This window comes from Sinomonas soli (assembly GCF_054782415.1).
The window spans coordinates 195,488-219,534 of sequence record NZ_BAAGSN010000006.1 but is presented as its reverse complement, the minus strand read 5'-3'; the positions used below and the strand labels follow the sequence as shown (position 1 = coordinate 219,534).

Annotated in this window: 15 protein-coding genes and 1 tRNA gene; 6 read left to right on the top strand and 10 right to left on the bottom strand. The window is 71.9% G+C overall.

The window, feature by feature from the left end; all coding sequences use genetic code 11:
- Positions 1 to 142 precede the first annotated feature (142 nt).
- Both poxB and ACYVKZ_RS06670 read left to right on the top strand, forming a co-directional pair.
- Positions 143 to 1,867, top strand: a complete 1,725-nt coding sequence (gene poxB / locus ACYVKZ_RS06675) for a ubiquinone-dependent pyruvate dehydrogenase (protein WP_460991282.1) — start codon at positions 143 to 145, stop codon at positions 1,865 to 1,867.
- Between the two features lie 77 nt (positions 1,868 to 1,944).
- Positions 1,945 to 2,553: an NAD(P)-dependent oxidoreductase gene (locus ACYVKZ_RS06670; protein ID WP_460991281.1), complete on the top strand. Its 609-nt coding sequence runs from the start codon at positions 1,945 to 1,947 to the stop codon at positions 2,551 to 2,553.
- 99 nt (positions 2,554 to 2,652) lie between these two features.
- Here the strand turns inward: ACYVKZ_RS06670 and ACYVKZ_RS06665 are convergent, their stop codons facing one another.
- The 3 genes from ACYVKZ_RS06665 to ACYVKZ_RS06655 all read right to left on the bottom strand — a co-directional run bounded on the left by ACYVKZ_RS06665 (position 2,653) and on the right by ACYVKZ_RS06655 (position 5,486).
- On the bottom strand, positions 2,653 to 3,873 hold the full coding sequence (locus ACYVKZ_RS06665; RefSeq protein ID WP_460991280.1) for a globin domain-containing protein: 1,221 nt from the start codon (positions 3,871 to 3,873) through the stop codon (positions 2,653 to 2,655).
- 217 nt (positions 3,874 to 4,090) lie between these two features.
- Positions 4,091 to 4,543, bottom strand: a complete 453-nt coding sequence (locus ACYVKZ_RS06660) for an RrF2 family transcriptional regulator (RefSeq protein WP_460991279.1) — start codon at positions 4,541 to 4,543, stop codon at positions 4,091 to 4,093.
- A 10-nt stretch (positions 4,544 to 4,553) separates the two neighbouring features.
- Complete coding sequence (locus ACYVKZ_RS06655; protein WP_460991278.1) at positions 4,554 to 5,486, bottom strand: LysR family transcriptional regulator; 933 nt, start codon at positions 5,484 to 5,486, stop codon at positions 4,554 to 4,556.
- Positions 5,487 to 5,558: 72 nt separating this feature from the next.
- On the opposite strand from ACYVKZ_RS06655, the gene ACYVKZ_RS06650 reads away from it, so the two are divergent.
- Positions 5,559 to 6,485: an EamA family transporter gene (locus tag ACYVKZ_RS06650; protein ID WP_460991277.1), complete on the top strand. Its 927-nt coding sequence runs from the start codon at positions 5,559 to 5,561 to the stop codon at positions 6,483 to 6,485.
- A 31-nt stretch (positions 6,486 to 6,516) separates the two neighbouring features.
- Here ACYVKZ_RS06650 and ACYVKZ_RS06645 read toward each other — a convergent pair whose 3' ends face one another.
- The 3 genes from ACYVKZ_RS06645 to ACYVKZ_RS06635 form a co-directional block, all read right to left on the bottom strand.
- The gene (locus ACYVKZ_RS06645) at positions 6,517 to 6,948 is read right to left on the bottom strand and encodes a hypothetical protein (protein ID WP_460991550.1); all 432 of its coding nucleotides are present in this window, start codon (positions 6,946 to 6,948) and stop codon (positions 6,517 to 6,519) included.
- A gap of 2 nt (positions 6,949 to 6,950) precedes the next feature.
- The gene (locus tag ACYVKZ_RS06640; RefSeq protein WP_460991276.1) at positions 6,951 to 8,399 is read right to left on the bottom strand and encodes a phosphomannomutase/phosphoglucomutase; all 1,449 of its coding nucleotides are present in this window, start codon (positions 8,397 to 8,399) and stop codon (positions 6,951 to 6,953) included.
- 136 nt (positions 8,400 to 8,535) lie between these two features.
- Positions 8,536 to 10,242, bottom strand: a complete 1,707-nt coding sequence (locus tag ACYVKZ_RS06635) for a thiamine pyrophosphate-dependent enzyme (protein WP_460991275.1) — start codon at positions 10,240 to 10,242, stop codon at positions 8,536 to 8,538.
- 101 nt (positions 10,243 to 10,343) lie between these two features.
- Here ACYVKZ_RS06635 and ACYVKZ_RS06630 point away from each other — a divergent pair, with 101 nt between their 5' ends.
- Both ACYVKZ_RS06630 and ACYVKZ_RS06625 read left to right on the top strand, forming a co-directional pair.
- Complete coding sequence (locus ACYVKZ_RS06630) at positions 10,344 to 12,560, top strand: RecQ family ATP-dependent DNA helicase (RefSeq protein WP_460991274.1); 2,217 nt, start codon at positions 10,344 to 10,346, stop codon at positions 12,558 to 12,560.
- A gap of 126 nt (positions 12,561 to 12,686) precedes the next feature.
- Positions 12,687 to 13,661, top strand: coding sequence for a hypothetical protein (locus ACYVKZ_RS06625; RefSeq protein WP_460991273.1), 975 nt, complete (start codon positions 12,687 to 12,689; stop codon positions 13,659 to 13,661).
- A 101-nt stretch (positions 13,662 to 13,762) separates the two neighbouring features.
- Here the strand turns inward: ACYVKZ_RS06625 and ACYVKZ_RS06620 are convergent.
- Both ACYVKZ_RS06620 and ACYVKZ_RS06615 read right to left on the bottom strand, forming a co-directional pair.
- A tRNA-Ser gene (locus tag ACYVKZ_RS06620) sits at positions 13,763 to 13,851 on the bottom strand.
- Between the two features lie 136 nt (positions 13,852 to 13,987).
- Positions 13,988 to 16,234, bottom strand: a complete 2,247-nt coding sequence (locus ACYVKZ_RS06615) for a prolyl oligopeptidase family serine peptidase (protein ID WP_460991272.1) — start codon at positions 16,232 to 16,234, stop codon at positions 13,988 to 13,990.
- A gap of 38 nt (positions 16,235 to 16,272) precedes the next feature.
- Between ACYVKZ_RS06615 and ACYVKZ_RS06610 the strand changes: the two genes are divergently transcribed.
- Positions 16,273 to 18,270, top strand: a complete 1,998-nt coding sequence (locus tag ACYVKZ_RS06610) for an FAD/NAD(P)-binding protein (protein WP_460991271.1) — start codon at positions 16,273 to 16,275, stop codon at positions 18,268 to 18,270.
- Between the two features lie 201 nt (positions 18,271 to 18,471).
- Here the strand turns inward: ACYVKZ_RS06610 and ACYVKZ_RS06605 are convergent, their stop codons facing one another.
- Entirely contained in the window at positions 18,472 to 22,941 is a 4,470-nt protein-coding gene (locus tag ACYVKZ_RS06605) for an ExeM/NucH family extracellular endonuclease (protein WP_460991270.1), read from the bottom strand.
- Positions 22,942 to 23,144: 203 nt separating this feature from the next.
- On the bottom strand, positions 23,145 to 23,945 hold the full coding sequence (locus tag ACYVKZ_RS06600) for a VOC family protein (protein WP_460991269.1): 801 nt from the start codon (positions 23,943 to 23,945) through the stop codon (positions 23,145 to 23,147).
- Positions 23,946 to 24,047: the final 102 nt, after the last annotated feature.

Below are 24,047 nucleotides of genomic sequence, written 5' to 3'. Positions count from 1 at the left end.
AGGGATATGTGCGGTGGCGTTGGAGCGGGCTGGGGCTACAACGGTAGAAGTTGAGTGACTTACGCTCAAGTTCAACGCTGTGTCCGACGAGATATTCCCGAGGGGTATCGGCGCTCTGCACCACGCGGCTAGGTTGAGGATCATGACGACCATCGCGCAGAACATCGTCGAGACCCTCGCAGCCAACGGCGTCCGCCGCGTCTACGGCCTCCCGGGCGACTCGCTCAACGGCTTCACGGACGCGCTCCGGGCCACGCCGAGCATCGACTGGGTCCACGTGCGGCACGAGGAGGCGGGGGCCTTCGCCGCCGCGGCCGAGGCCGCGCTCACCGGGGAGATCGCCGTCTGCGCCGGCTCCGCGGGGCCGGGGAACCTCCACCTCATCAACGGCCTCTACGACGCCAACCGCTCCCGGGTGCCCGTCCTCGCGATCGCAGCCCACATCCCCTCAACCGAGATCGGCTCGAACTACTTCCAGGAGACGCACCCGCAGGAGGTCTTCCGCGAGTGCAGCGTCTACGCCGAGCAGGTCACCGACCCGGCGCAGATGCCCCGCATCCTCGAGATCGCCATGCGCACCGCGGTCGAGAAGCGGGGCGTCGCCGTGGTGGTCCTGTCCGGCGACGTGGGGCTCACGTCGACGAACTCGGACCGGGTCACGGTGGTGCGCCGGGCCCGGCCGCGCGTGGTGCCCAACGAGGCCGAGCTGCGCGAGGCCGCCGGGATCCTCAACGCCGCAGGCAAGGTCACGATCCTCGCAGGCGCCGGCGTCGAGGGCGCCCACGACGAGGTGGTGGTGCTCGCGGACGCGCTCGGCGCTCCGATCGTGCACGCCATGCGCGGCAAGGAGTTCATCGAGTACGACAACCCGTTCGACGTCGGCATGACCGGCCTCCTCGGCTTCTCCTCGGGCTACCGGGCCATGGAGGACTGCGACGCCCTGCTCATGCTCGGCACCGACTTCCCGTACCAGCAGTTCTTCCCGTCCAAGGCCAAGGTCATCCAGGTCGACCTCCGGGGCGAGCAGCTCGGCCGGCGCGTGCCGCTGGACCTGGGCCTCGTCGGCGACGTCCGGGACACCGCGGCGGCGCTCCTTCCGCTCGTGCCGCGCAAGAAGCGCCGCACCCACCTCGAGTCCTCGCTCAAGCACTATGCGAAGGCCCGGTCCAAGCTCGACGACCTCGCGACCCCGACCAAGACGGGGCAGCCGCTGCACCCGCAGTTCGTCACCCGCACCCTCGATCGGCTCGCTGCCGACGACGCGGTCTTCACGGCGGACGTCGGCACCCCCGTCATCTGGGCGGCCCGCTACCTGACGATGAACGGCCGACGCCGGCTGGTCGGCTCGTTCACGCACGGCTCCATGGCGAACGCCCTGCCGCACGCGATGGGCGCCCAGGCCGCGTTCCCCGGCAGGCAGGTCGTGGCGCTCGCGGGCGACGGCGGGCTCTCGATGCTCATGGGCGAGCTCCTGACGCTTCGGCAGAACCGGCTGCCGGTGAAGCTCGTGGTCTTCAACAACGCGTCGCTGAACTTCATCGAGCTCGAGATGAAGTCCGTGGGATTCGTGAACTTCGGCACGGGCCTGGACAACCCGAACTTCGCGGCGGTGGCCGAGGCCATGGGCCTCAAGGGGGTGCGGGTCAACGACTCCTCCGAGCTCGAGGCGGGACTCGCGGAGGCCCTCGCGCACGACGGGCCGGCGCTCGTGGACGTGGCGACGATGCGCGAGGAGCTCGCCATGCCGCCGACGATCACCGCCCAGCAGGCCGGCGGCTTCACGCTGTACGCCCTGAGGACCGTGCTCTCCGGCCGCGGGGACGAGGTGCTCGACCTCGCGCGGGCCAACTGGCGGCGGGTCTTCTAAGGGCTGGCCCCGCGCCGGAATAGGGCCGGGGCCCGGAGGCGTTGTGACGGTTGTACCGTCAAGTTTTAGGAGCCCTCATGAAGATCGCCGTCTACGGAGCCACCGGAATGGTGGGGAGCCAGATCGTCGCCGAGGCCGCGCGCCGCGGCCACGAGGTGACCGCCATCAGCCGCAAGGGTGCCCCGGTGGAGGGGGCCGCCGTCGTGCGCGCCGCCGAGCTGGCTGACACGGATGCCTTCCGCGAGATCGCGGAGGCGAACGACGCCGTGGTGCTGGCGACGGCGCCCGACCGCACCGGCGGCCCGCGGGAGCCCTACATCGAGGCGCACCGCGCGATCGCCGCGGTGCCGACCGCCGCCAGGCTCTACCTGGTGGGGGGCTTCGGCGGCCTCTCGACGCCGGACGGCACCCGCATCAAGGACACCCCGGACTTCCCGGTGGAGTACAAGGGCGAGTCGGACGCGGCGTTCGCCGCCTACGAGGCCCTGCGGGACGCGGGCACGGACCTCACCGTCCAGGCTCCCGCGGCGGTCATCGCGCCGGGGGAGCGCACCGGCAAGTACGTCACCGCTGTCGGCGTGCCGGCCGCGGGCGACTCGATCTCGTCGCAGGACTTCGCCGTCGCCGCGCTGGACGAGCTCGAGCAGCCCCAGTTCCGCGGGACGTTCTTCACCGCCGCCAACTGACGTCCGGCCGCACCTGCGCGTCGAGCCGCCACCCTCATGCCTTCCAGAGCGCAGGGTGGCGGCTCGACGCCGTCGTGGGGAGGGCGGCTGCCCGGGGGATCAGTTCGCCGAGGCGAGCCAGAGATCGGGGCCGAAGACCTCGTAGTGGATGTTCGTGGCGGGGATACCCTTGGCGATCGCCTGGGAGCGGACCTTCTGCATGAACGGCAGCGGCCCGCACAGGTACACGCTGGCGTCCTCGGGAAGATCGATCTCGGCGAGGTTCATGAAGCCCTCGTGCGTGTCCAGGCGGGCGGGGCCGCCGCCGGTACCCGCGCCGACCGGGGCCAGCTCGGGCTGGGCCTGCTCGAGCCAGACCTTCAGGTGCGCGCCGTCGATCTTCTCCACGTCCCGGAGCATCTGGTCCGAGAGCGCCCACGTGTCGAGGCTGCGGTCCGCGTGGAGCGCGAGGACCTCGCGGCCCGAGCCGTTGGTGGCCAGGGCGCGCAGGATCGAGGCGGCAGGGGTGCAGCCGATCCCGGCGGTCGCGAGCACGAGGGGGCCGTCGCCATCATCCAGCGTCACGTCGCCGTACGGGTTGGAGAGCTCGACGACGTCGCCCACCTGGATCTTCTCGTGCATGATCGGCGAGACCTCGCCGCCGTCGTTGAACTTGGTGGTGATGACGCGGCGCTCGGTCGACTCGGCGTCGGCGGAGAGCGTGTACTGGCGTGCCTGGAGGAGTCCGTCCGCGACCGGGATGCGCACCGAGACGAACTGGCCGGGCTGGCCCGGCGTGGCCGGGGTGTCGTCCGCGGGCTCGAAGACGAACGTCATGGTGGTCGGGCTCGCCGAGGTCTTCTCGACGACCCGCCACGGCATCCACATCTTCGTGTTCGCCTGCTTGGCGTAGAGGCCCTTCTCGATCTTGACGAGCGCGTCCGCCATGAGCCAGTAGACCTCGGTCCAGGCGGCCGCGACCTCGTCGGTGACCGCATCGCCGAGGTCCTCGGCGATGGCCTCGAAGAGGTACTTGTAGACGATCTGGTACTGGTCCTCGGTGATGCCGAGCGAGGTGTGCTTGTGGGCGATGCGGCTCAGGACCGCCTCGGGGAGGGTGTCCGGGTTGTTGAGGAGGTGGCTCGCGAACGCGGCGATGGCGCCGGCGAGGGCCTGGCGCTGCGTGCCATTGGCCTGGTTGGCGCGCGAGAACGTCCCGTTGAGCAGCTCGGGGTGCGCGGCGAACATCTTCTGGTAGAACAGCGGCGTGATCTCGCCGATGCGGCTGCCGACCAGGGGCAGGGTGGCCTCGATGACGGGGCGCGCGGTATCCGAGAGCATTGCGACTCCTCAAGCATGGGGCTGGTCCCCGCGGCGGGGACTTGGTTATTCTGCATCTGTGATGCTGAATTAGCTCCAGTTTTCTACGACTCGTAGAAAATGGCAATTCCAGGGAGCGTGGGGGTCGTCACACAGCGGCTGTGGCGCAGGGGTGCTGCGATCGGGGCGCCGTGACCCAGAGGTTGCGGGAGGAGGATCTGCGAGGGGCCCGAGGGCGTCAGGCGGCGGGCGGGCGGAGCCCGATCTGCACGAGCACGGGGTCCATCTGGCGCTCGTGCGGCAGCGAGGCGACCACCACGCCGTCGAGCTCGCGGTAGAAGGCCTCGCGGGCCCGCCGGAGGGCGGCGCGCAGGCCGCACTGGAAGTTCAGCGGGCAGGAGCCGTTGGGCGTCTCGCAGTCCGCCAGGTCCGCCCGGGTGTCGAGGTCGCGCAGGACGCCGCCCACGGTGGCGGACCGGCCCTTGGGGCTCAGCTGGACACCGCCCGCGCGCCCGCGGGTCGACTCGAGGTAGCCGAGTTCGCGGAGTCGCAGGACGGCCTTGCTCACGTGGTTGTAGGGGGTCCCGACGCCCTCGGCGATGGTACGCGTGGCGAGCGGGACGCCCGAGTCGTTGGCGGCCAGGAGCATGAGGGCGCGCAGGCTCACATCCTCGAAGGCCGTCATACGCATGGCGGATATTCTACTCGCCGGTTCCCGCGTCCGCGGAGCCGGTCGGGTCGGCGCCCGCCGCCTCGTGCAGCAGCCGCACGAGCAGCTGCACTCCGGGGCTCGCGGCCATCGTGCGGCGGAAGGCCGCGGAGATCACACGGCGGGGCCGCTCGCCCGTCAGGGGCCGTGCCACGACGGTCCTCGGGAGTGGCAGCCGGCCTAGCCTGGGCACCAGGGCCAGCGCCGCGCCGTCGGCCGCGAGGGCCACGTGGGTGGCGAAGTCCGGATCGGTGAAGGCGATGCGAGGCAGCGCACCCTCGGCCTGGAAGAGGCGCATGAGGGCCTCGTGGCAGATCGCCCCCTTCGGAGTGGCGCACCAGGTCTCATCGAGCAGCTCGCGGCGGTCAAGGGCGCGCCGGTCGGCGAGCCGGTGGTCGCGGGGGAGCACCACGTCGGCCTCGTCCTCACACAGCTGCTCGACCGTCACCTGCGCCGGGACCTCCAGGGGGACGGAGTTCCAGTTGTGCACCACCGCGACATCCACCTCGCCGTGGGCCACGAGGGCGACGGCGTCGACGGGGTCGACGCTCGTGACCTCGAGGCGGGCCTGCGGGGCCTCCTGGCCGAGCCTGCGCGCCACCTGCCCGAACAACGCCCGGGTCGCCGTGGAGAACGAGGCGACCGAGAGCGTGCCCTGCGGGGCGTCCCCGGCCGTGAGCATGGCCTCGACACGCTCGAGATCGGCCAGCAGGCGGGATCCGTGCTCCACGAGCGTCCGTCCGCGTTCGGTGAGCAGCACGCCTCGGCCCTGCCGTTCGAGGAGGGCCGCGCGCGACTGGCGCTCGAGCTTCTTGATCTGCTGCGATACCGCGCTCGGGCTGAAGCCGAGCGCGTCTGCCGCGGCGACGACCGAGCCGTGCCGCTCGACGGCGGCGAGCGAGCGGAGCGCCTGGAGATCGATCATGAAGAAATCGTAGATGGTGGCCTGCAGAAATCAACGCTGGTGCTGCATGGTCTAGGACCGGATGATGGAGGAGTGAAACCCCGCCACGCCGCCCTCGCCGTTCTCGTCGCCATCCTGTGGGGGCTCAACTTCATCGCTATCGAGCTGGGACTCCGGGACGTCCCGCCGCTCGCCTTCGTGGCGCTGCGGTTCGCCCTCGTGGCCTTCCCCGCGGTGTTCTTCGTGAAGAAGCCTGACCTCCCCTGGCGGGTGATCGCGGGGGTGGGGGCCTTCATGAGCGCCGGGCAGTTCGGCCTCGTCTACCTCGCCATGCACCTCGGGATGCCGGCCGGACTCGCGCCCCTCGTGCTCCAGAGCCAGATGCTCTTCACGATCCTCCTGGCTGCGGCGGTGCTCCGGGAGCGGCCGACGGCGGCGCAGCTCGCCGGGGTGGGGGCCGGCGTCGTGGGCCTCGGCCTCGTCGCGGCAGGGCGCGGGGCCGTCGCGCCCCTCGGCCCGATGCTGCTGGTGGTCCTGGCGGGCCTGTCGTGGGGGATCGGCAATACGATCTCGCGGGCGGCGAGAGGCACGTCCGGGCTCGGGCTCGTCGTGTGGTCCGCGCTCGTGGTGCCCGTGCCGATGCTCGCGCTCTCCGCCCTCGTGGACGGCCCGGCGGCGCTGCTCGGCGCGCTCGGCCACCTCACGCTGCCCGCGTGGCTGAGCACGGTCTTCACCGTGGTCCTCGCCTCGCTGGTCGGATACTCGGCGTGGAACACGCTGCTGGGGACCTACCCGGCCGCGGCGGTCGTCCCGTACACGCTGCTCGTGCCGCCGGTCGGGATGGTCGGGGCGTGGCTGGCGTTCGGCGAGGTGCCCGAGCCGCTTGAGCTCGTGGGCGGCGCCGTCCTGCTGTCCGGCGTGGCCACAGCCGTCCTCCGTCGCCGCACCCCCGCCCCGTCTGGGGGCCGCCTCCAGGACGTCCCGCAGAGCGGCGCCCCGGACGCGACCTCCAGGAGGTGACCCTCAGGAAGTGATTCTCAGGAGGTGACCCTCAGAAGACGGTGGCCTCGTGGCCGTCCGCCTCCAGGGCGCCGAATGCGTAGCCCTCCGCCGTCAGCTCGTAGGGGACGACGGCGGCCATCACCCCGCCGCCGCGGTGTTCGGCGGCGCCGTGGATGCCGTCAGAGCCGTGCTCGGGGAGGTGCACGTCCGACGCGAACGCCACGGCCTGGCAGCCGTCACGGCCCTGCCGGAGGAGCTCGAGGAGATCGGCCATCATGGCCTCGGCGTCGTAGTCCCCGTCCGTGGCGGCCTCGGGCGGGGCGACCATGACGAGCCGCAGTTCGCCCTCGGAGTCCAGGGTCACGCCGAAGGGCAGGAAGCCGCCGTTCTGCTCGAGGTGCTCCTGGGCCAGGCCCAGCGCGGTCCCGAGCACTTCGCGCAGCTGGGCCTGCTGGGTCTCCAGGGGGATCTCCTCCGGCATCGTCACGCCCGCACGATCGCGAGGACGGTGTCCTGGATCGACGCGAGGGTCTCGCGGTCCTTGGCCTCGCCGTTGAAGCGCAGGAACGGTTCGGTGTTGGACGGGCGGAGGTTGAACCACCACGAGCCGTCCGCGGCGGAGAAGGTGGTGCCGTCGAGCTCGTCGATCGCGACGTCGTCGCCCTCGTACTCCTCGCGCACGCGGGCAACAGCGGCGGCCTTGTCCTCGATCTCGGAGTTGATCTCGCCCGAGGCCACGTAGGGCTCGTACTCGGCCGCGAGCTCGGACAGCGGGGCCTCCTGCTCGCCCAGGGCCGCGAGGACGTGCATCGCGGCGAGCATGCCGGTGTCGGCGTTCCAGAAGTCGCGGAAGTAGTAGTGCGCCGAGTGCTCACCGCCGAACACGGCGGCCTCCTCGGCCATGACGGCCTTGATGAACGAGTGCCCCACGCGCGTGCGGACCGGCCGGCCGCCGTCGTGCTGGACGAGCTCGGGGACCGCGCGCGAGGTGATGAGGTTGTGGATGATCACCGGCTCGGCCTCGCCGGCGGCCTTGGCCCGGGCGATCTCCCGGCGCGCCACGAGCGCCGTGATGGCCGAGGGGGACACCGGCTCGCCCAGCTCGTCAATGACGAAGCAGCGGTCCGCGTCGCCGTCGAACGCGAGCCCGAGGTCGGCCCCGTGCTCCACGACGGCCTTCTGCAGATCCCGCAGGTTCTCCGGCTCGAGCGGGTTGGCCGGGTGGTTCGGGAACGTCCCGTCCAGCTCGAAGTACAGCGGCACGATCTCCAGCGGCAGCGCGGCCAGGAGCTGGTCGCCGAGGACGGCCGGCGTGGTCATGCCCGCCATGCCGTTGCCGGCGTCCACGACCACCTTGAGCGGCCGGATGCCGGCCAGGTCCACGAGGCCGCGCAGGTACGCGGCGTAGTCGGCCAGGATGTCGCGCTGGTCAACGGTCCCGGGGTGGGCGACGGCGGGGACGGTGCCGGTCGCGAGGTACGCCTCGGCGGCAGCCTGGATCTCCTGGAGCCCGGTCTCGGAGGAGACGGGCTGCGCCCCCGCCTTGGCCATCTTGATCCCGTTGTACTGGGCAGGGTTGTGGCTGGCCGTGAACGTGGCGCCGGCCGCATCGAGGGCGCCGCAGGCGTAGTAGAGCTCGTCGGTCGAGATGAGGCCCAGCGTCATGACGCTGCCCCCGCGGGCCGCGGCCCCCTTCGCGAACGCCGCGATGAACTCGGGGGAGGACGGGCGCATGTCACCTCCCACGAGCACGGTCTTCCCCGCGAGCCCGAGCACGTCCACGAACGCCGCCCCTACGGCCTCCACGATGCCGGCGTCGATGGTCTCGCCCACGATCCCGCGCACGTCATAGGCCTTGAACGAGGCCGAGAGGTCGATGGAGGGCCGGGCGCTGCCGGGCAGGCTGGATGCGGCGTTCACGTTGCTGGTCACGGGCTCGATTCTACTGGCGGCCTCCGACACCGCAGGGTTGCGGCGCGGAGCCGGCCCGAAAGCGCGACGGCGCGTCCCCCACCCGAGTGGGGGACGCGCCGTCGTACGCGGACTCGCCTGCAGCCCGCCGGCGGGCTCAGTAGGCCTTGACGCGCTGCTCCACGATGAGGTGGATGAGGGCGAAGGTGCCCTCCTCGTCGATGGCCCGCAGGGCGGCCTCGAGGGCCGCCGGGACGTCAGCGTCCTTCTCCACCCGCACGCCGAATCCGCCGAAGGCCTGCGCCATGAGGGCGAAGTCGGGGTTCTTCAGCTGCGTGCCGGAGATGCGCTGCGGGTAGTGGCGCTCCTGATGGGAGCGGATGGTGCCGTACTCCTGGTTGTCCATGACGACCACGAGGGGAGTCGCCCCGTACTGGGCGGCCGTCGCGAGCTCCTGGCCGTTCATGAGGAACTCGCCGTCACCGGCGATCGTGACGACGCGGCGGCCCGGGTTCGCGAGCGAGGCGGCGATCGCGGAGGGCACGGAGTAGCCCATGGAGCCGTTGCGGGCGCTGATCATGGACCCGTACCGCTGGGTGGGGAAGTAGCGGTGGGCCCAGTTGGTGTGCTCGCCGGCGCCGAGGGTGACCATGGCATCCTCGGGCAGGGAGGCGACGAGGTGGGCCATGAGCGTGTCCATCCGCGCGGGGCCGTCCGTCGGCGTGGCGGGCGGGAGCGCCGCGAACTTCTCCTGCTCGGCGCGCATGCGCTCGGTCCAGGCCTTCCACTGCTCGCGGGCGGGCAGGTTCATGAGGACGAGGTCGCGCACGAACGAGTCGGGCTTGGCCACGATCTGGTAGGAGACCGGGCCGGAGCGCCCGCGCAGGGACGGGTCGATGGTGACGAGGAAGTTCTTCTTGGCCCAGTCCTGGCGCACGAGGAACCCGTCGGTGATGACGTCCCCGGGGACGGTGCCGACGAAGACCAGGAGGTCGGTCTCCTCGAGGAGGTTGTAGGTCGGCTTGGGCCGGCCGTAGCCGATGGGCCCGACGTAGGAGGGCGAGTCGAACGGGATGGTGCCCTCGCAGCGCCACTCCGCGGCGGCGGGGATGCTGTGGTCCTCGAGCCAGTTGGTCAGGGCGGTGGCGCCCTCCTGGGTCCAGTCGTTGCCGCCGACCACGAACAGGGGCTTCTCCGCCTGGGACAGGGCGGCCTTGAGCGCCTTCCAGTCCGAGACGGTCATGCCGCCCTCGGCGACCGGGATGACCGGGTGGATCGTCGCGTCGACCTCCTGCTGGATGATGTCCTCGGGCAGGCCCACGACGACGGGCCCGGGACGGCCGCTCATCGCGGCGAACATGGCCTCGGCGACGATCTCGGAGGCCCGCTCCGGGTGGTCCAGGACCATGACGCGCTTGGCGCCGGTGTCGAACCAAGACTTGATGTCGAACTCCTGGAACGCCTCGCGGTCGCGGTGGGCGAACGGGATGAGGCCCACGAACAGGACCATCGGGGTCGAGTCCTGCCAGGCGGTGTGCAGGCCCACGTGCGCGTTCGCGGCGCCCGGCCCGCGGGTGACCATGGCGACGCCGGGGAGCTGGTTCATCTTCCCGTCGGCCTCGGCCATGTACGCCGCGCCGCCCTCGTGGCGGCACACGATCGTCTCGATGTCGGCCCCGTGCAGCCCGTCGAGCACGTCCAGGAACGACTCGCCCGGGACGACATAGGTGCGCTTGACCCCGTGGGCGGCCAAGGAATCGACGATCACGTGCCCGGCGGACTTGCGCGCGGGCGCGGAGGGGGCGGGCTGGCCGGACTCGGCCGGGTGGAGGGCATCAGAAAGGGGCGGCACCGTTGCCGTCATGTCACGTTCCTTCTCGTTGGCACTGAGATGCCTTTACGGTATCGGGACCGCCGGGCCTGCGGGGCCGGGAAGTGTCGGAGGTCACGGCCATACTGGAAGGCATGGCAGGCAGCGCGCGTGAAAGTGTCCCTTCAGCGGAAAGTGTGACGGACCGTGACGATCCGTCCGGGCGCGGAGGGGGCGGCGCCGAGCAGCTGCGGGCGGAGGCGCTCACGGTGCTGCGCAGCCTCGTGGGCACCGAGGCGGCCCAGTTCCACCCGGGGCAGTTCGAGGCGATCGAGGCCCTCGTGGCCCACCACCGGCGCACGCTCGTGGTCCAGCGCACGGGCTGGGGGAAGTCCGCCGTGTACTTCGTCGCGTCCCTCCTCCTCCGCTCCCGCGGCGCGGGGCCGACGCTCATCGTCTCCCCGCTCCTGGCCCTCATGCGCGACCAGGTGGCGGCGGCTGCGCGGGCGGGCGTGCGCGCCGTCGCCATCAACTCGGCCAACCGGCTCGAGTGGGACGAGGTCCACGCGGCGCTCGAGGCTGATGCGGCGGATGTGGTCCTCATCTCGCCCGAGCGGCTCACCAACCCCTCGTTCCGCGAGCAGCACCTGCCCGAGCTGATGGCGCGGACCGGCCTGCTCGTCGTGGACGAGGCGCACTGCATCTCGGACTGGGGGCACGACTTCCGCCCTGACTACCGCCGCATCGCGGGCCTCATCGACGAGCTGCCCGGCTCGGTGCCGGTCCTCGCGACGACGGCCACCGCCAACGCCCGCGTGGTCCACGACATCGAGGAGCAGCTCGGCTCCGACGTCCTCACGCTCCGGGGACCGCTGGGCCGCGAGTCCCTGCGCCTCGGCGTGCTCGCACTGCCGGACGCCGGCCATCGCCTCGCGTGGCTCCTGGCCCACCTCGAGGAGCTGCCCGGCAGCGGGATCATCTACACGCTCACCGTCTCCGCGGCGGAGGACACGGCGCGCATCCTCACCGAGGCCGGGCACCGGGTCCTGGCCTACACCGGCAAGACGGACACCGAGGACCGGGAGCGGGCCGAGCAGCTGCTCAAGGACAACGAGGTCAAGGCCCTCGTGGCCACGAGCGCCCTCGGGATGGGCTTCGACAAGCCAGACCTCGGGTTCGTCGTCCACCTGGGGGCGCCGTCGAGCCCCGTCGCCTACTACCAGCAGGTGGGCCGCGCGGGCCGCGGCGCCGCGAACGCGGACGTCCTCCTCCTGCCCGGCCCCGAGGACCGCGACATCTGGCGCTACTTCGCGACCGCGTCGATGCCGGACCAGGACAAGGCGCAGGCCGTCATCGCAGTGCTGGCCGAGGCTGGCCGCCCCCTCTCGACCGTGGCCCTCGAATCCGCGGTCGAGCTGCGCCGCACCCAGCTCGAGCTCCTCCTGAAGGTCCTCGCCGTGGACGGGGCCGTCGAGCGGGTCGGCGGCGGGTGGCAGGCCACCGGGCTGCCCTGGGAGTACGACGCCGAGCGGTACGCGCGCATCGCCGAGGCGCGGGTCGCGGAGCAGGACTCGATGGTGGTCTACGAGCAGACCGCAGGCTGCCGCATGGAGTACCTCACGAGCGTGCTCGACGACGACACCGCAGCCCCCTGCGGCCGCTGCGACACGTGCGCCGGGCGGTGGTTCCCGGACGAGGTCGACCCGTCCCTCCTCGAGCGCGCCGGAACCCAGCTGCGCCATGCGGGCATCCCGATCGAGCCGCGGGCGCAGTGGCCCTCGGGCATGGACAAGCTCGGCGTGCCGGTCAAGGGCAGGATCCCGGCGGGGGAGCAGCTCGGCGAGGGCCGGGCCCTCGCCCGCCTCACCGATCTCGGCTACGGCGGCCCGCTCAGGGAGCTCTTCGCCGCGGGGGCGCCGGACGCCGAGGTCCCGCCCGCGCTGGCCCGCGCCTGCGTCGAGCTGCTCTCGGCCTGGGCGCGCGGCGACTCTGCGGCCGGGGCGTGGGGCGGCGCGGGGCGGCCCGCCGCAGTCGTGAGCGTGCCCTCGGCCACGCGGCCGCGGCTCGTCGACTCCCTGGCGCGCGGGATCGCCCAGGTGGGGCGCCTGCCCTACCTCGGCGCGCTCGAGCGCACGGACGCGGCCCGGGCAGGCCAAGGCGGGGGCAACAGCGCGTTCCGCCTCGCCGGGGTTTGGGAGGCGTTCGACGTCGGGGCCGACCTGCGCGAGCAGCTCGCTGCGCTCGCCGGCCAGCCCGTGCTCCTCGTGGACGATCTGGTCGACAGCCGGTGGACCGTCACGGTCGCCGGCCGTCTCCTGCGCCGGAACGGCGTCGGCGCGGTCCTGCCCCTCGCCCTCGCTCAGGCGGGATAACGGGAGGACGGCAGAGCGGTCGCGGCTGAATGTGACACGCCCCACGTCACAGGATGATCACGGATTGGTCACGGTTCGGTAGGGTGGAGCGAAGAGAACATCTGTGACTTAGACGAAAGGGCCCTCGTGAGCCACCCGGCCCCGCCGATCGTCCGGCGTCTGGCCTTCCTTGCCGTGCTTCTGGGTGCCCTTGCCATCCTGCTCCCCGGGGTCCTGGCCCCGGGGGCCTCCGCGGCGGAGGGCCGCGTGCCCGCGTCGCCGAGCGTCCCGGACCCGACCCCGTCGCCCACCATGACCCCCGCGACCCCGACGCCCGCCGGGCCGGCTGCCCAGGTGGCCCTCGCGCGGGCGGCCTGTGACTCAGTGCGCCTCACCGCGCGGACGGATGCCACGTCGCCCATGACGTACCGCGTCGCCGACGAGGCCGGAAACGTCGTGGCGACGGGCACCTTCTCTGGATCCGTGGATCGGGTCCTCTCACTCTCGACCGGGCATGACTACACGGCGGCCGTTGGGCCTGCGGGAGCCGACCCGATCGCCACGTCCTCGCCGGCCAGCCTGCGCGAGGCGTGCCCGGTCTCCGTCACCGCAGATGCCCCCGGCTTCGACGATCCATGCGGCACCCAGGCCGACGCGGTCGTGGCGCCCACGATCATCGGGGTGGACTACCGCGTGGGCGGCACCGTGCTCGCGCCCGGGGCCAATTCCGCCGTGGGGATGGTGACCGTCGAGGCGAGCGCCCGGCCCGGCTACGTCCTCAAGGGCCCCTCGCGGTGGACGCACACGTTCTCCGCCGCGCCGTGCGCGGGCCCGGTACAGGCGGTGCCCGAGCCTCAGGAGGAGGCCCCTGCGCCGGCACCGCCACCTGCCGTCCCGCCTGCGGCGTCCGCTTCGGGCACCGGCACCTCCGTGGTCGCCCCGCCCGCGCCGCAGACACCGGCGCCCACTCAGGATCCCGGGCTCGACGCCTCCACCTCGCGCTCGGCCGCCCAGCCCGCCATGCAGGCTTCGATGGGTGGTCCGGGGCCCCTCGAATGGAGCATCATGATTGCCATCGCGGTGGCCGGCGGCGTCGCCTTCTGGCTCAAGACCCGCCACTGAGGCCCAGCGGCACGGACCATGGCCCTGCGCGGTCCGAGGAGCCCGCGGTCCGAGAATGCAGAAACGCCCCCGGTTCAATGAACCGGGGGCGTTCCGCTCGGCGGAGACGGGGGGATTTGAACCCCCGGTCCAAGTTTCCCCGGACCCTTCATTAGCAGTGAAGTCCATTCGGCCGCTCTGGCACGTCTCCTTGCTGTCGCCAGCCTGACAAGCGTACCCAACCCGGGGGGCGAGAGCAAAAACCTCGCCCCGCTCGAGTCTTGGGGGTCGCCTTCTGGAGGTGACCCCCAGGAGGTGACTCCCAGGAGGTGGCCCCAGAAGCGGGGTCAGCGGAGGGTGCCCGTCAGGGCGCGCCACAGGAAGGTCTGGCTGCGGGCCTGCAGGGCCGCAGCCTGCCGGTTGTCCGAGGCCCCGGCGTGCCCGCCCTCGAGGGCCTCGTGGAACCAGACGTTCGGTATGCCCATGGCCTCCATGCGCGCGGCCATCTTGCGCGCCTGCACGGGGCCCACGCGGTCATCGGAGGTCGCCGTCCAGATGAAGGTGTCCGGGTAGTCCACGCCGTCGCGCAGCAGGTGGTACGGGGAGAAGGTGCGGATGGACTCCCACTCGTCCGGATGGTCCGGGTCCCCGTACTCCGCGATCCACGAGTAGCCGGCGGAGAGCTTCGTGTACCGGCGCATGTCCAGCAGCGGCACCCCGCAGGAGATGGCTCCGAACAGGTGGGGGTAGCCCACCAGCATGTTTCCCACGAGCAGGCCGCCATTGGAGCCGCCCGAGCAGCCCAGATGCCCGGGCGAGGTTACCCCACGTCGGACGAGGTCCCGGGCCACCGCGGCGAAGTCCTCGTAGGCGCGGTGCCGCTTCTCCTTGAGCGCGGCCTGGTGCCACGCCGGCCCGTACTCACCGCCGCCGCGGATGTTCGCCACGACGTACACCCCGCCCTTCTCGAGCCAGGCGCGCCCCACGGTGCCCGAGTAGGCAGGCGTGCGGGAGATCTCGAACCCGCCGTACCCCGACAGCTGGGTCGGCGCCGTCCCGTTGAGGACGAGCCCCTTGGGGCCGACCTGGAAGTACGGGACCTGGGTGCCGTCCGCCGAGACGGCGAAGTGCTGCTCGACCTCGAACCGCGACTCGTCGAAGAACGACGGCGCGCGCTTCACCTCCGCGTGCTCCCCGCCGAGGGTGCCGCGCAGCAGCGTGGTCGGGGTCAGGAAGCCGGTCGCCACGAGCCAGTAGTCGTCCCCGGCGTCGGGATCTTCGTCGTCCACCGCGTACGACTCGACGAGGTGCAGCGGCGGGCACGCATCGAGCACGCGGGGCGACCACGCAGCGTCGTCCGCCGGCTCCGCCGGCTCTGCAGACTCCGTCTCCGGAGCCGCAGCCCCGGGAGCGCCGGCCTCGCGCGAGGGCGGGGTGAGGACCCGGATCTCGGAGGAGACGTCGCGGAGGAGGTTGAGCAGCAGGTGGCTCCTGGTCCACGACCACGACTGCAGCGAGGTGTGGGCATCCGGCGCGAACAGCACGGTGACCTCCCGCGAGCCGGCCATGAATGCCTCGAAGTCGGCGGCCAGGAGCGACCCCGCCGGGAACACGCGCCCGTCCGCGCCCTCCTGACCGGCCCTGTCCTGGCCAGCCCCGTCGGCGCCGAAGTGCCAGTCGCGCTGGGGCCGGAACAGGATCCACTCCCTGTGCAGGTCAACGTCCACATCGGTGGGCACGGGGATGCGCTGCCAGGCGCCGTCCCACCAGATCGAGTGCTCGACGTCGAAGAAGCTGATGCGGTCGCTCGCGATGAGGCGCTCGAACCCTGGAGTGTCGTCGAATCCGGCCCCGGCCATCATGTGCTCTGCGGGGACCTCGAAGATCACCTCGGCGTCGGCGAGTTCGGTGCCGCGCGGCAGCCTGCGCACGATCCGCGGGTAGGAGGACGTGGTGACCGCGTCCTCGCCGAGGGTCGAGGAGACCAGGAGGGTGTCGGGATCCAGCCAGTCCACCCCGCCCTTCGCGGCGGGGAGGGCGAAGCCGCCCTCGGCGGGGTCGACGAAGGCGCGGTCCTCGACGTCGTACTCCCGCACGGCCGCGGCATCGCCGCCGTCGGGGGAGAGCCGGACCATGCAGCGCCGCCATGAGACCCCGTCCGCCGGGCGCAGGAAGTTCGCCCCGCCCCAGACCCACTCGACCCCGTCCGCGGCGGCCAGCGCATCGACGTCGAGCACGGTCTCCCACTCCGGGGTCCGGGTCACATAGGACTCCCACCGGGTCCGCCGCCACAGCCCCTTGGGGTGCTCGCCGTCCCGCCAGAAGTTGTAGTACCAGTCTCCGCGCTTGGCGACCATCGGGATCCGGTCCGTCGAGTCCATGACCTCGAGGATCCGTGCCTCGAGCTCGGGGTAGTCGGCCGTCTCGAGCAGCTCCTCCGTGCGGGCGTTCTGCTCCCGCACCCACGCGAGCTGGTCCTCGCCATGGATGTCCTCGAGCCACAGGTTCTCGTCGACGGGCTGGTCTGCGGGGACGGGAGCGGCCGGGGCGAGGGTGGCGGTGTCCGCGGCGGACTCTGGCGGCTGGGCAGTCATGGGGCCATCCTTCCACGCCGCACGTTAAGCTCAACCCTATGGTTCGGGGCGGGATTCTGCGTGTGGCGGTGGTGGGCTGCGGCCCCCGCGGAGCCTCCGCCGTCGAGCGTCTCCTCGCCGTGCACGCACAGCGGTCCGCCCCCGCGCACGACGCCGATGCCTCCCCGGGCGGCCGGCCCGGCGCCCGCGCGGCGCGCCTCGAGATCACCGTCTACGACCCGTTCGCCCCCGGGCCAGGCAAGGTCTGGCGCCCGGCGCAGCCGCGCCTGTTCCTCATGAACACCCAGGCCTTCTATCCCACGCTCATCCCGAGCGAGCCCGGCCTCGCGCCCCCTCTCGCGGGCGGGAGCTTCGACGCGTGGCGCGCGGCCCAGCGCGAGGCGATCGACGCCGGAACGTGCACCCTCGCGGCCGAGGAACAGGCCGAGCTCAAGGGCCTTGAATCGAGCGACTTCCCGCCGCGTGCGCTCTACGGGCGATACCTCGCCCAGACGTGGGACGCGGTTCTCGCGGCCACCCCGCCCGGTGCGGCGGTGCGGCACGTGCAGGCCGAGGTCGCCCGGGTCGGGCGCACCCCGCACGGGTTCGCCGTCACCTGCTCCAACGGCCGCGCCCAGGAGGCGGACGCCGTCGTGCTTGCCCTCGGCCACGTGCCCGCCCAGCCCAGCCCGGAGCAGGCGGCGCTAGCCGACGCGGCGGCGCACCTGGGGCTGCATTACCTGCCGCCGGCGGCTCCCGCTGATGTGGACTGGGACCGGCTGCCGGCGGGCGAGACCGTGCTGGTGCGCGGCATGGGGCTGAACTTCTTCGACGTGGTGGCCGCGCTCACCGAGGGCCGCGGCGGCCGGTTCGCCGAGGGGCACGACGGGCGGCTCGTGTACACGCCGTCCGGGCGCGAGCCGCTCATCGTCGCCGCCTCCCGGCGCGGGGTGCCGTACCGGGGCAAGGCCGAGCTCGACGCCTACTACGCGCCCTCCGTCCAGCTGCGCTGGCTCACCCGCGCGGCAGCCCTCGCGCCGCGGCAGGCCGGGATCCAGCCCTCCTTCGACCAGGACCTCTGGCCCCTCCTGCACCGCGACACACTGTGGGCGTACTATGCGACGCTCGCCCGGGTCGAGCCTGCGGCCGTGTCCGAGGGCTTCCTGGGGGAGCTCTCGTCCGCGCTGGCCGTGGAGGGGCCCGGCTGGGAGCCGCGCGCCTCGGCGGTGGTGCGCGACGGCGTGGCCCCGGCCCGGCGGCTCGACCTCCGTTCGCTGGGGGCGCCGCTGGGCGGCTGGCACGCCGCCGACCGCGCTGAGCTTGACGTCCGGGTCCTCGCGTACCTCGATGAGGACGCCGAAGGATCCGCGCGGGGAGAGGACGACCCGGTCAAGATGGCCATCGCCGCCCTCCACCGGGGCCGGGCGGTGCTCAAGGAGGCCGTGGCGGACGGCGGCATCACCGAGGCCTCGTGGGTCTCGGGCCTCCGTGGCTGGTTCGAGGGGCTCGCCGAGGGACTCGCGAGCGGGCCGCCTGCCCAGCGGATCCGCCAGCTGGCCGCCCTCATGCGCGCCGGGATCGTGAGCACCGTGGGGCCCGAGCCCCGCTTCTCCGTGGACCGCCTCGCGCGCACCTTCACCGCAGCCTCGCCCTGGGTGGGCGGCCCGGAGGTGCGCTCGCGCTGGCTGGTCGAGGCCCTCGCGCCGGCGAACGCCGTGGCGCGGGCCGACTCTCCGCTGGTGTCCGGCCTGCTGGCGGACGGGCTCGTGCGTCCGCGCTTCCTCGCAGGCGCGGACGGGGTGCCGCAGCCCGCTACCGGGCTGGACGTCACCTCGCCGCCGTATTGCGCGCTCGACGTCAACGGCCTGCCGGTCGAGGGCCTCTACGTGCTGGGCCTCCAGCTCTCCGCGGTGCAGTGGGGCACCGCGATCGCCGCCGAGGCCCACCCGCTCGCCGCGCCGGGCGAAGCGCACGAGGGCGCCCCCTATCCCAGCGGGCAGCGCACCCTCCGCGACGCGGACGCCATCGCGCGGGACATTCTGGGGATCACCTCCTGAGGGTCCCACACGTGGTGACCTTCAGGAGGTGGCTCCCAGAAGGTGGTGGGGCCGAGCACGACGACGGCCGGCGACCTCCCGTGGGGAAGCCGCCGGCCGTCGTCGCCCGTCACCCTGCCGCGTACCCGGAACGCGGAAACCGCGTCGAGATGCGTACCCGAAAGGGGTCAGGGGCGACGAGATGCGTACCCGAAACCGGGGTCAGTGGCAGAGCCTCGCGTAGTTCCTGGTCAGCGCCTCGACGGCCTTCGCCGAGCGGTTGCCCGGGTCGTCGAGGCTCTTCCTGAGCGCCGCGCACTGCGCGGACGCGGGCACCGGAGCCGGCTGGTCGACCACGGGGACGGAGAGCGGGAGCGTCACGGCGGCCTTCGACTCGAGAGCCGAGACCACGTACGTGCCGCCCTGCGGGAACTCCGGGACCGTGAAGTCCAGGACCGCCCTGCCGCCGGCCACGCCGTAGGTCCCCACGAGGACCGGCTCGCCGGTCGCAGGGTAGTACGTGAGCGAGACCTGGGAGTTCACCGGGCTGCCCAGGGACGTCAGGTCAAGCTGGCCCACCGTGACGGAGAGCTTCTGGCTGGCCGTCACGGACGACGGCGCACCGGTCACCTCGGCGCTGCGCTTGGCGAAGTCCGGGGAGACCGGGGAGTTCGCCGTGAGGTACGAGATCCACGCGTCGCGGTCGATCAGGCCCGAGTCACGAGTGTCCGTGCCGCTCTTGAAGACGTGGAAGTTGTCCCCGCCCTGCGCCAGGAAGCTGAACGTGCCCACACGGTACGTGCGCTGCGGATCGATCGGGCCCCCGTTGACCTGCACCGACGTGACCCGGTCGCCCTCAGGGCGGGTCGAGTCGAACGTGTAGGTGAGGTTCTTCGAGGTGCCCAGCTGGAGGTACGGACGGCTCGGGACGTTGCCCGCGTCGTCACGCTGCCACTGCTGCTCGAGCATCGTCTTGACCTGTGCGCCCGTCAGGGACGTGGTCCAAAGGTTGTTCACGAACGGCAGGACCGCGTTGGCCTCGGCGTAGGTGACCGTTCCATCGGGTGCGTAGTACAGCTCGGCGCGCAGGCCGCCCGGGTTCACGACGCCGATCTCGGCACCCCCCGCGGACGCATCCTTGAGCGTGGCCAGCAGCGAGTCGGCAACGAGACCGCCGAGGGTGGACGACGACGCGCGGTCGTCCCGCTTGCCGCCGGAGAACGCCGTCGTGACGTCCGCGGTCAGCTTGCCGATCGGCTGGCTGCCGATCTGGTCGGCCTTGGCGAGCGCCGCGTCGACGATCCCCTTGACTGCGGCGGCCCGCGGGTAGGCGGCCACAAGGCTCGCGTCCGCGGCAGTGGAGCGCTTGACGTTGGACTGCGAGTACTTGGTGACCCGCTTCGTCGCCAGATCGACGGTGAGGTCGATCATGCCAACGTTCTCGCCGTAGTTGCCGGTCTGCAGCACGGGCCGGGTCTTGCCGGGCTGGCCGGGGACCGGCCCGTCCCACGTGTACTCCTTGTGCGTGTGGCCCGTGAAGATGGCGGCGACGTCCGCGGACGTCTGGGTCACCAGCTTCGCGAAGGGGCCGCCCGCGGCGATCTCCGCCTCGAGGGTCACACCGTCCGGGGTGCCGGCGCCGGCACCCTCGTGGTACTCGGCCACGATGACGTCGGCGAGGTTCTCGGCCTTGATCTTCGCGGCCACCCGGTTGACGGCGTCCGTCGGATCGCCGAAGTCGAGGGAGCTCACGCCGCCCGGTGAGACAAGCGTCGGGGTCTCCTGGGTCACGACGCCGATCACGGCGACCTTGAGCCCGCCGGACTCGACCACGGTGTACTCGGGGAGCGCCGGGGTCGTGGTGCCCTTGGCGTACACATTCGCGCCGAGGTACGGGAACTTCGCGCTCGAGGACACGCGGCCCGTGAGGTCAGCGGAGCCCTTGTCCAACTCGTGGTTGCCCACCGCGCTGGCCTTGGCCTCGAGGGCGTTGAGGACATCGAGCGTGGGCTGGTCGTCCTGGCTCGCCGAGGCGAACAGGGACGCGCCGATGCTGTCGCCCGCGGAGAGGAACAGGGCGTTGCCGCCGGGCGCCTCGGCCTTGAGCTGTTCGACCGTGCCCGCGAACTTCACGGTGTTGGCGTCGATGCGGCCGTGGAAGTCGTTGATGTTCACGAGCCGGAGGGCCGCCTCGGCCGGTGCCGCGGCGAGGTTCATGCCGAGCACGAACGGGTCGTGGTCGGAGGAGCGGTACTGGTCCGCCACGTAGTAGTTCGTGACGTTGTAGTTGTACCGGCTGTACTCGAGCGCGATCGACTCGTAGGCGTTGATGTTCCAGACGTCCGCACCGCTGACCGTGGCGTCCGCGGCCGGCGAGGCGAGGACGTGGTCGAGGGACCCGACCATGCCGCCGAAGGCGTACGTGTGCTTGCCCGTGCGGGCCTCCTGGTCGATGTACCCAGCGTCCTTGAGGACCTTGATCGGATCCTCGAACTGGTAGGCGTTGAAGTCGCCGACGAGGAGGACCTTGTCCGTCTTCGCCGCGGCCTTCATCGTGTCGGCGAACGTCACGAGCGCCTGCGCCTGGCGGGTGCGGGCGAGGTTCGAGGCGCCCTGGCCCTTGTCGGTGTCATCCGGCGTCGCGGCCGAGCCCTTGGACTTGAAGTGGTTCACGATCGCGAGGAACGTCGCGTCGTCGCCACCCGTGACCGGCTTGAACGCCTGGGCGAGCGGCTGGCGTGCGATGCCCGTGAACGTGGCGTCATCGAGGATCACCGAGGCGCCCACCGGCGCTGCGACGGCCTTGCGGTAGATGAACGCCGTGCGGATCACGTCCTCCTGCGCGGGGACGACGGCCGGGCTCGGGACGAACGCCCACGTGTCCGCGGCAGCGGCGTTGAGCGCGTCGACGAGGATCGAGAGCGCGGAGTCGCGGTTCTTGCCGAACTTGGACGAGTTCTCGATCTCCTCGAGCGAGATGACGTCCGCGCCGGAGGCGTTGATCGCCGCGACGATCTTGGCCTGCTGGCGCAGGAGGTTCTCCTGGTTCGCGGCCCCGCGGGCGTCGCAGCCCGATTTCACCGTGATGGGGTTGCCCGCGCGGTCGATGTAGTACGTGCAGCCCTTGAGCGTGTCTCCCGTGGTCGGGAAGTAGTTCTGCACGTTGAACGTGGCCATCGTCAGGTTTCCGCCCACCTTCGCGGGGGCCGCCTGGCGGGTGTTCTCGAAGTGCGCGGGCTGGACCACGGCGGCGTTCGACGGCGTGAGCTGCTCGAGCGGCTGGAGCTTCCACGTGCTGTTGCGGTAGTCGAATACCATGTCGCCCGTGAACGTCGTGGGGGAGCCCACGCGGACCGGGTCCGTGGTTGCCAGGTAGGGCAGCGGCTGGGACTTGTTGGCGGCCGACATGAAGTTGGTCGAGGCGCCGTCGTCCAGGGTGACCTTGCGCGCGGCGTTGTCGGCGACCGCGGCGCTGTACGCGTCAGAGCCGTAGGCCGCGACCGCCGTCGGCTGCACGAGCGCGGAGGTGCCCGCGGCCAGGCCGATCTCGCCGTACTGGTTCACCGAGTAGTTGTCCGTGACCGTGAACGCGCCCTCGGGGGCCACGAGCATGCCCTCGAGCGCCTCCTTGGCGGTGTCGGACAGGGGGAGCGAGAATGAGGTCGGTTTGACCTCGGGTGCCGCGTCGGAGAGCGTCGTGAGGCCGCCCGCGGCCACCGTGATCTGGGTGAGGTCGAAGTACTCGCTCACGGCACCCGTGACCTCGACGTAGTCGCCGCGATGCACCGAGCCGGCCGTGGCGGGGGAGTAGACGAAGATCGCGTCCGACGAGGCGCGGTCGCCGGCGTCGGTGCCGCCCGACCCGGGGGTCTGGATGTAGTAGCCGTTGAAGCCGCCGGTCGCGTAGACGGCGGTGACCTTGCCACGCGTCGTGACGGTCTTGCCCACGAGTGGGCTCGCGGTGCCGGTGCCCTGGATGTCGGCGATCGCCGCCACCCCCGCCGGGTCGGTTCCGGTCCCCGGGTCGGTGCCGGGATCGGTGCCGCCGCCCGTGGAGGCCGAGTTCTGCGGCGTGATCGTGGCATTGAGCGTGAAGTCGGCCGAGTTGTCGTCGGTGTCCGTGCCGCCCGTGCGGTTGAGGCTCCGCACGTCGGTGTTGCTCGACGGCGCGGCGGCGGCCTTGGTCTCGAACGTGTTCGAGGTGCCGTAGCCGAGGAGGTCGGCCACGTCCGGGTTCCCGGTCAGGCTGCCGGTCGGGAGGGTCAGCGCGGTCGCCTTCCTGGCGAGCACGATCGTGCCGGTGGTGCCGGAGGGGTTGAAGCCTGACTGGACGTCCGCGGCGGGCAGGTCGGCCCCTGCCGTGCCGTTCGAGCCGCCAGCGACGAGCAGGTAGCCGCCGGCCTTGATGCTCTTGCCGGCGAGGCTCACGGTGGTGCTGGACGCCCCAGTGCCGGTCCCCGCCCGGTACTGGAGCGACCACGTGCTCAGGTCGACGTCCTGGGCGGAGGCGTTGCGGAGTTCGACGAACTTGTTCTTGAAGACGGCTCCGGCGCTGCCGCCGGAGAGATAGGCCTCATTGATGACGATGCCGGGCGCCTGCTCGGCGGCCGTGGCGGGCACGGCGGAGACCAGCGGTGACACGACGGCCACCGCGGAGAGGGCGGTCGCCGCTCTCCACGAGAATTTCCCCATATTCGGTTTCTCTTTCACAGGGTGGGTGAGTGAGGTGCTTGGAGCGAGATGGAACAGGCTGGATCCAACCAGCGGGATATGAACGGAAGGTTTCGCACTGCGGGGCTGCGGCATGACGCCGGAGGCCCGCGGGCAGTGACGGGACGGGAGCGGGGGTGGCGCCGCGGCCCCCCAAGCCGCGGTTCGCACCCCCGGGCCTACGCCTACGCCTGGCTCTCCTGCCCTCCCTGCCCGAGGTCCTGCGTGATGCGGAACACCGCCCCGAACGGGTCGGCGAGCGCCGCCATGCGGCCGAACGGGGTGTCGGCGGCGGGCATGAGCACGGTGGCGCCGCCGGCGGTGGCCCGGTCGACGACCTGGTCCGCGTTCTCGACGGCCCAGTAGACGACCCAGTGGGCGGGCACGCCTTCGGGCAGGTCGCGGGCGGCGTCGAAGATGCCGGCCTTGGACTCCGGGCCGTCGCCGTAGGTGGAGTAGCGGAAGTCGGGGGTGTCACTCATGACCGTGAGGTCCCAGCCCAGGGCCTTCGGATAGAACTGCACGGCGCCGTCGTAGTCCCGGGCATGGAGCTCGAACCACGCGGGCGTTCCCGGTTCGGCGAGCGAGCCGAAGCCTGTATGACCCGTGGTCTGCCAGGAGCCGAAGGCGGCGCCGCCGGTGTCCCCGAACACCGCCATGTGGCCCTGCTCGGGGACCTCCATCGGCGGCATCCAGACCTGGCCACCGGCGGAGGAGACGGCGTCCGCGGTCGCGGCGATGTCGTCCGTCCTGAAGTACACGGTCCACACGTCAGGCATGGAGGCCTGCTCCGCCATCTTGCCCATCATGCCGGCCACCATGGCCCCGTCCTTGAAGGCGGTGACGTAGCCGCCGTACTTCTCCTGGTCGCCGGTCTCGTAGGTCCAGCCGAACAGGTCGGCGTAGAACGCCTTCGCCCTCTCGACGTCGCTGGTCATGAGGTCGGTCCAGCAGGGTGCGCCGGGCACGAAGTGGGGGGTGGGCATGTGAGCTCCTCGGGTCGGTCTGTCTGGATGTCTGCCGAACTAGCCGAACGAGACAGACGCTATGTGGCGCATCCGACATTTTTCAAGGATCGGCGGGTCCAG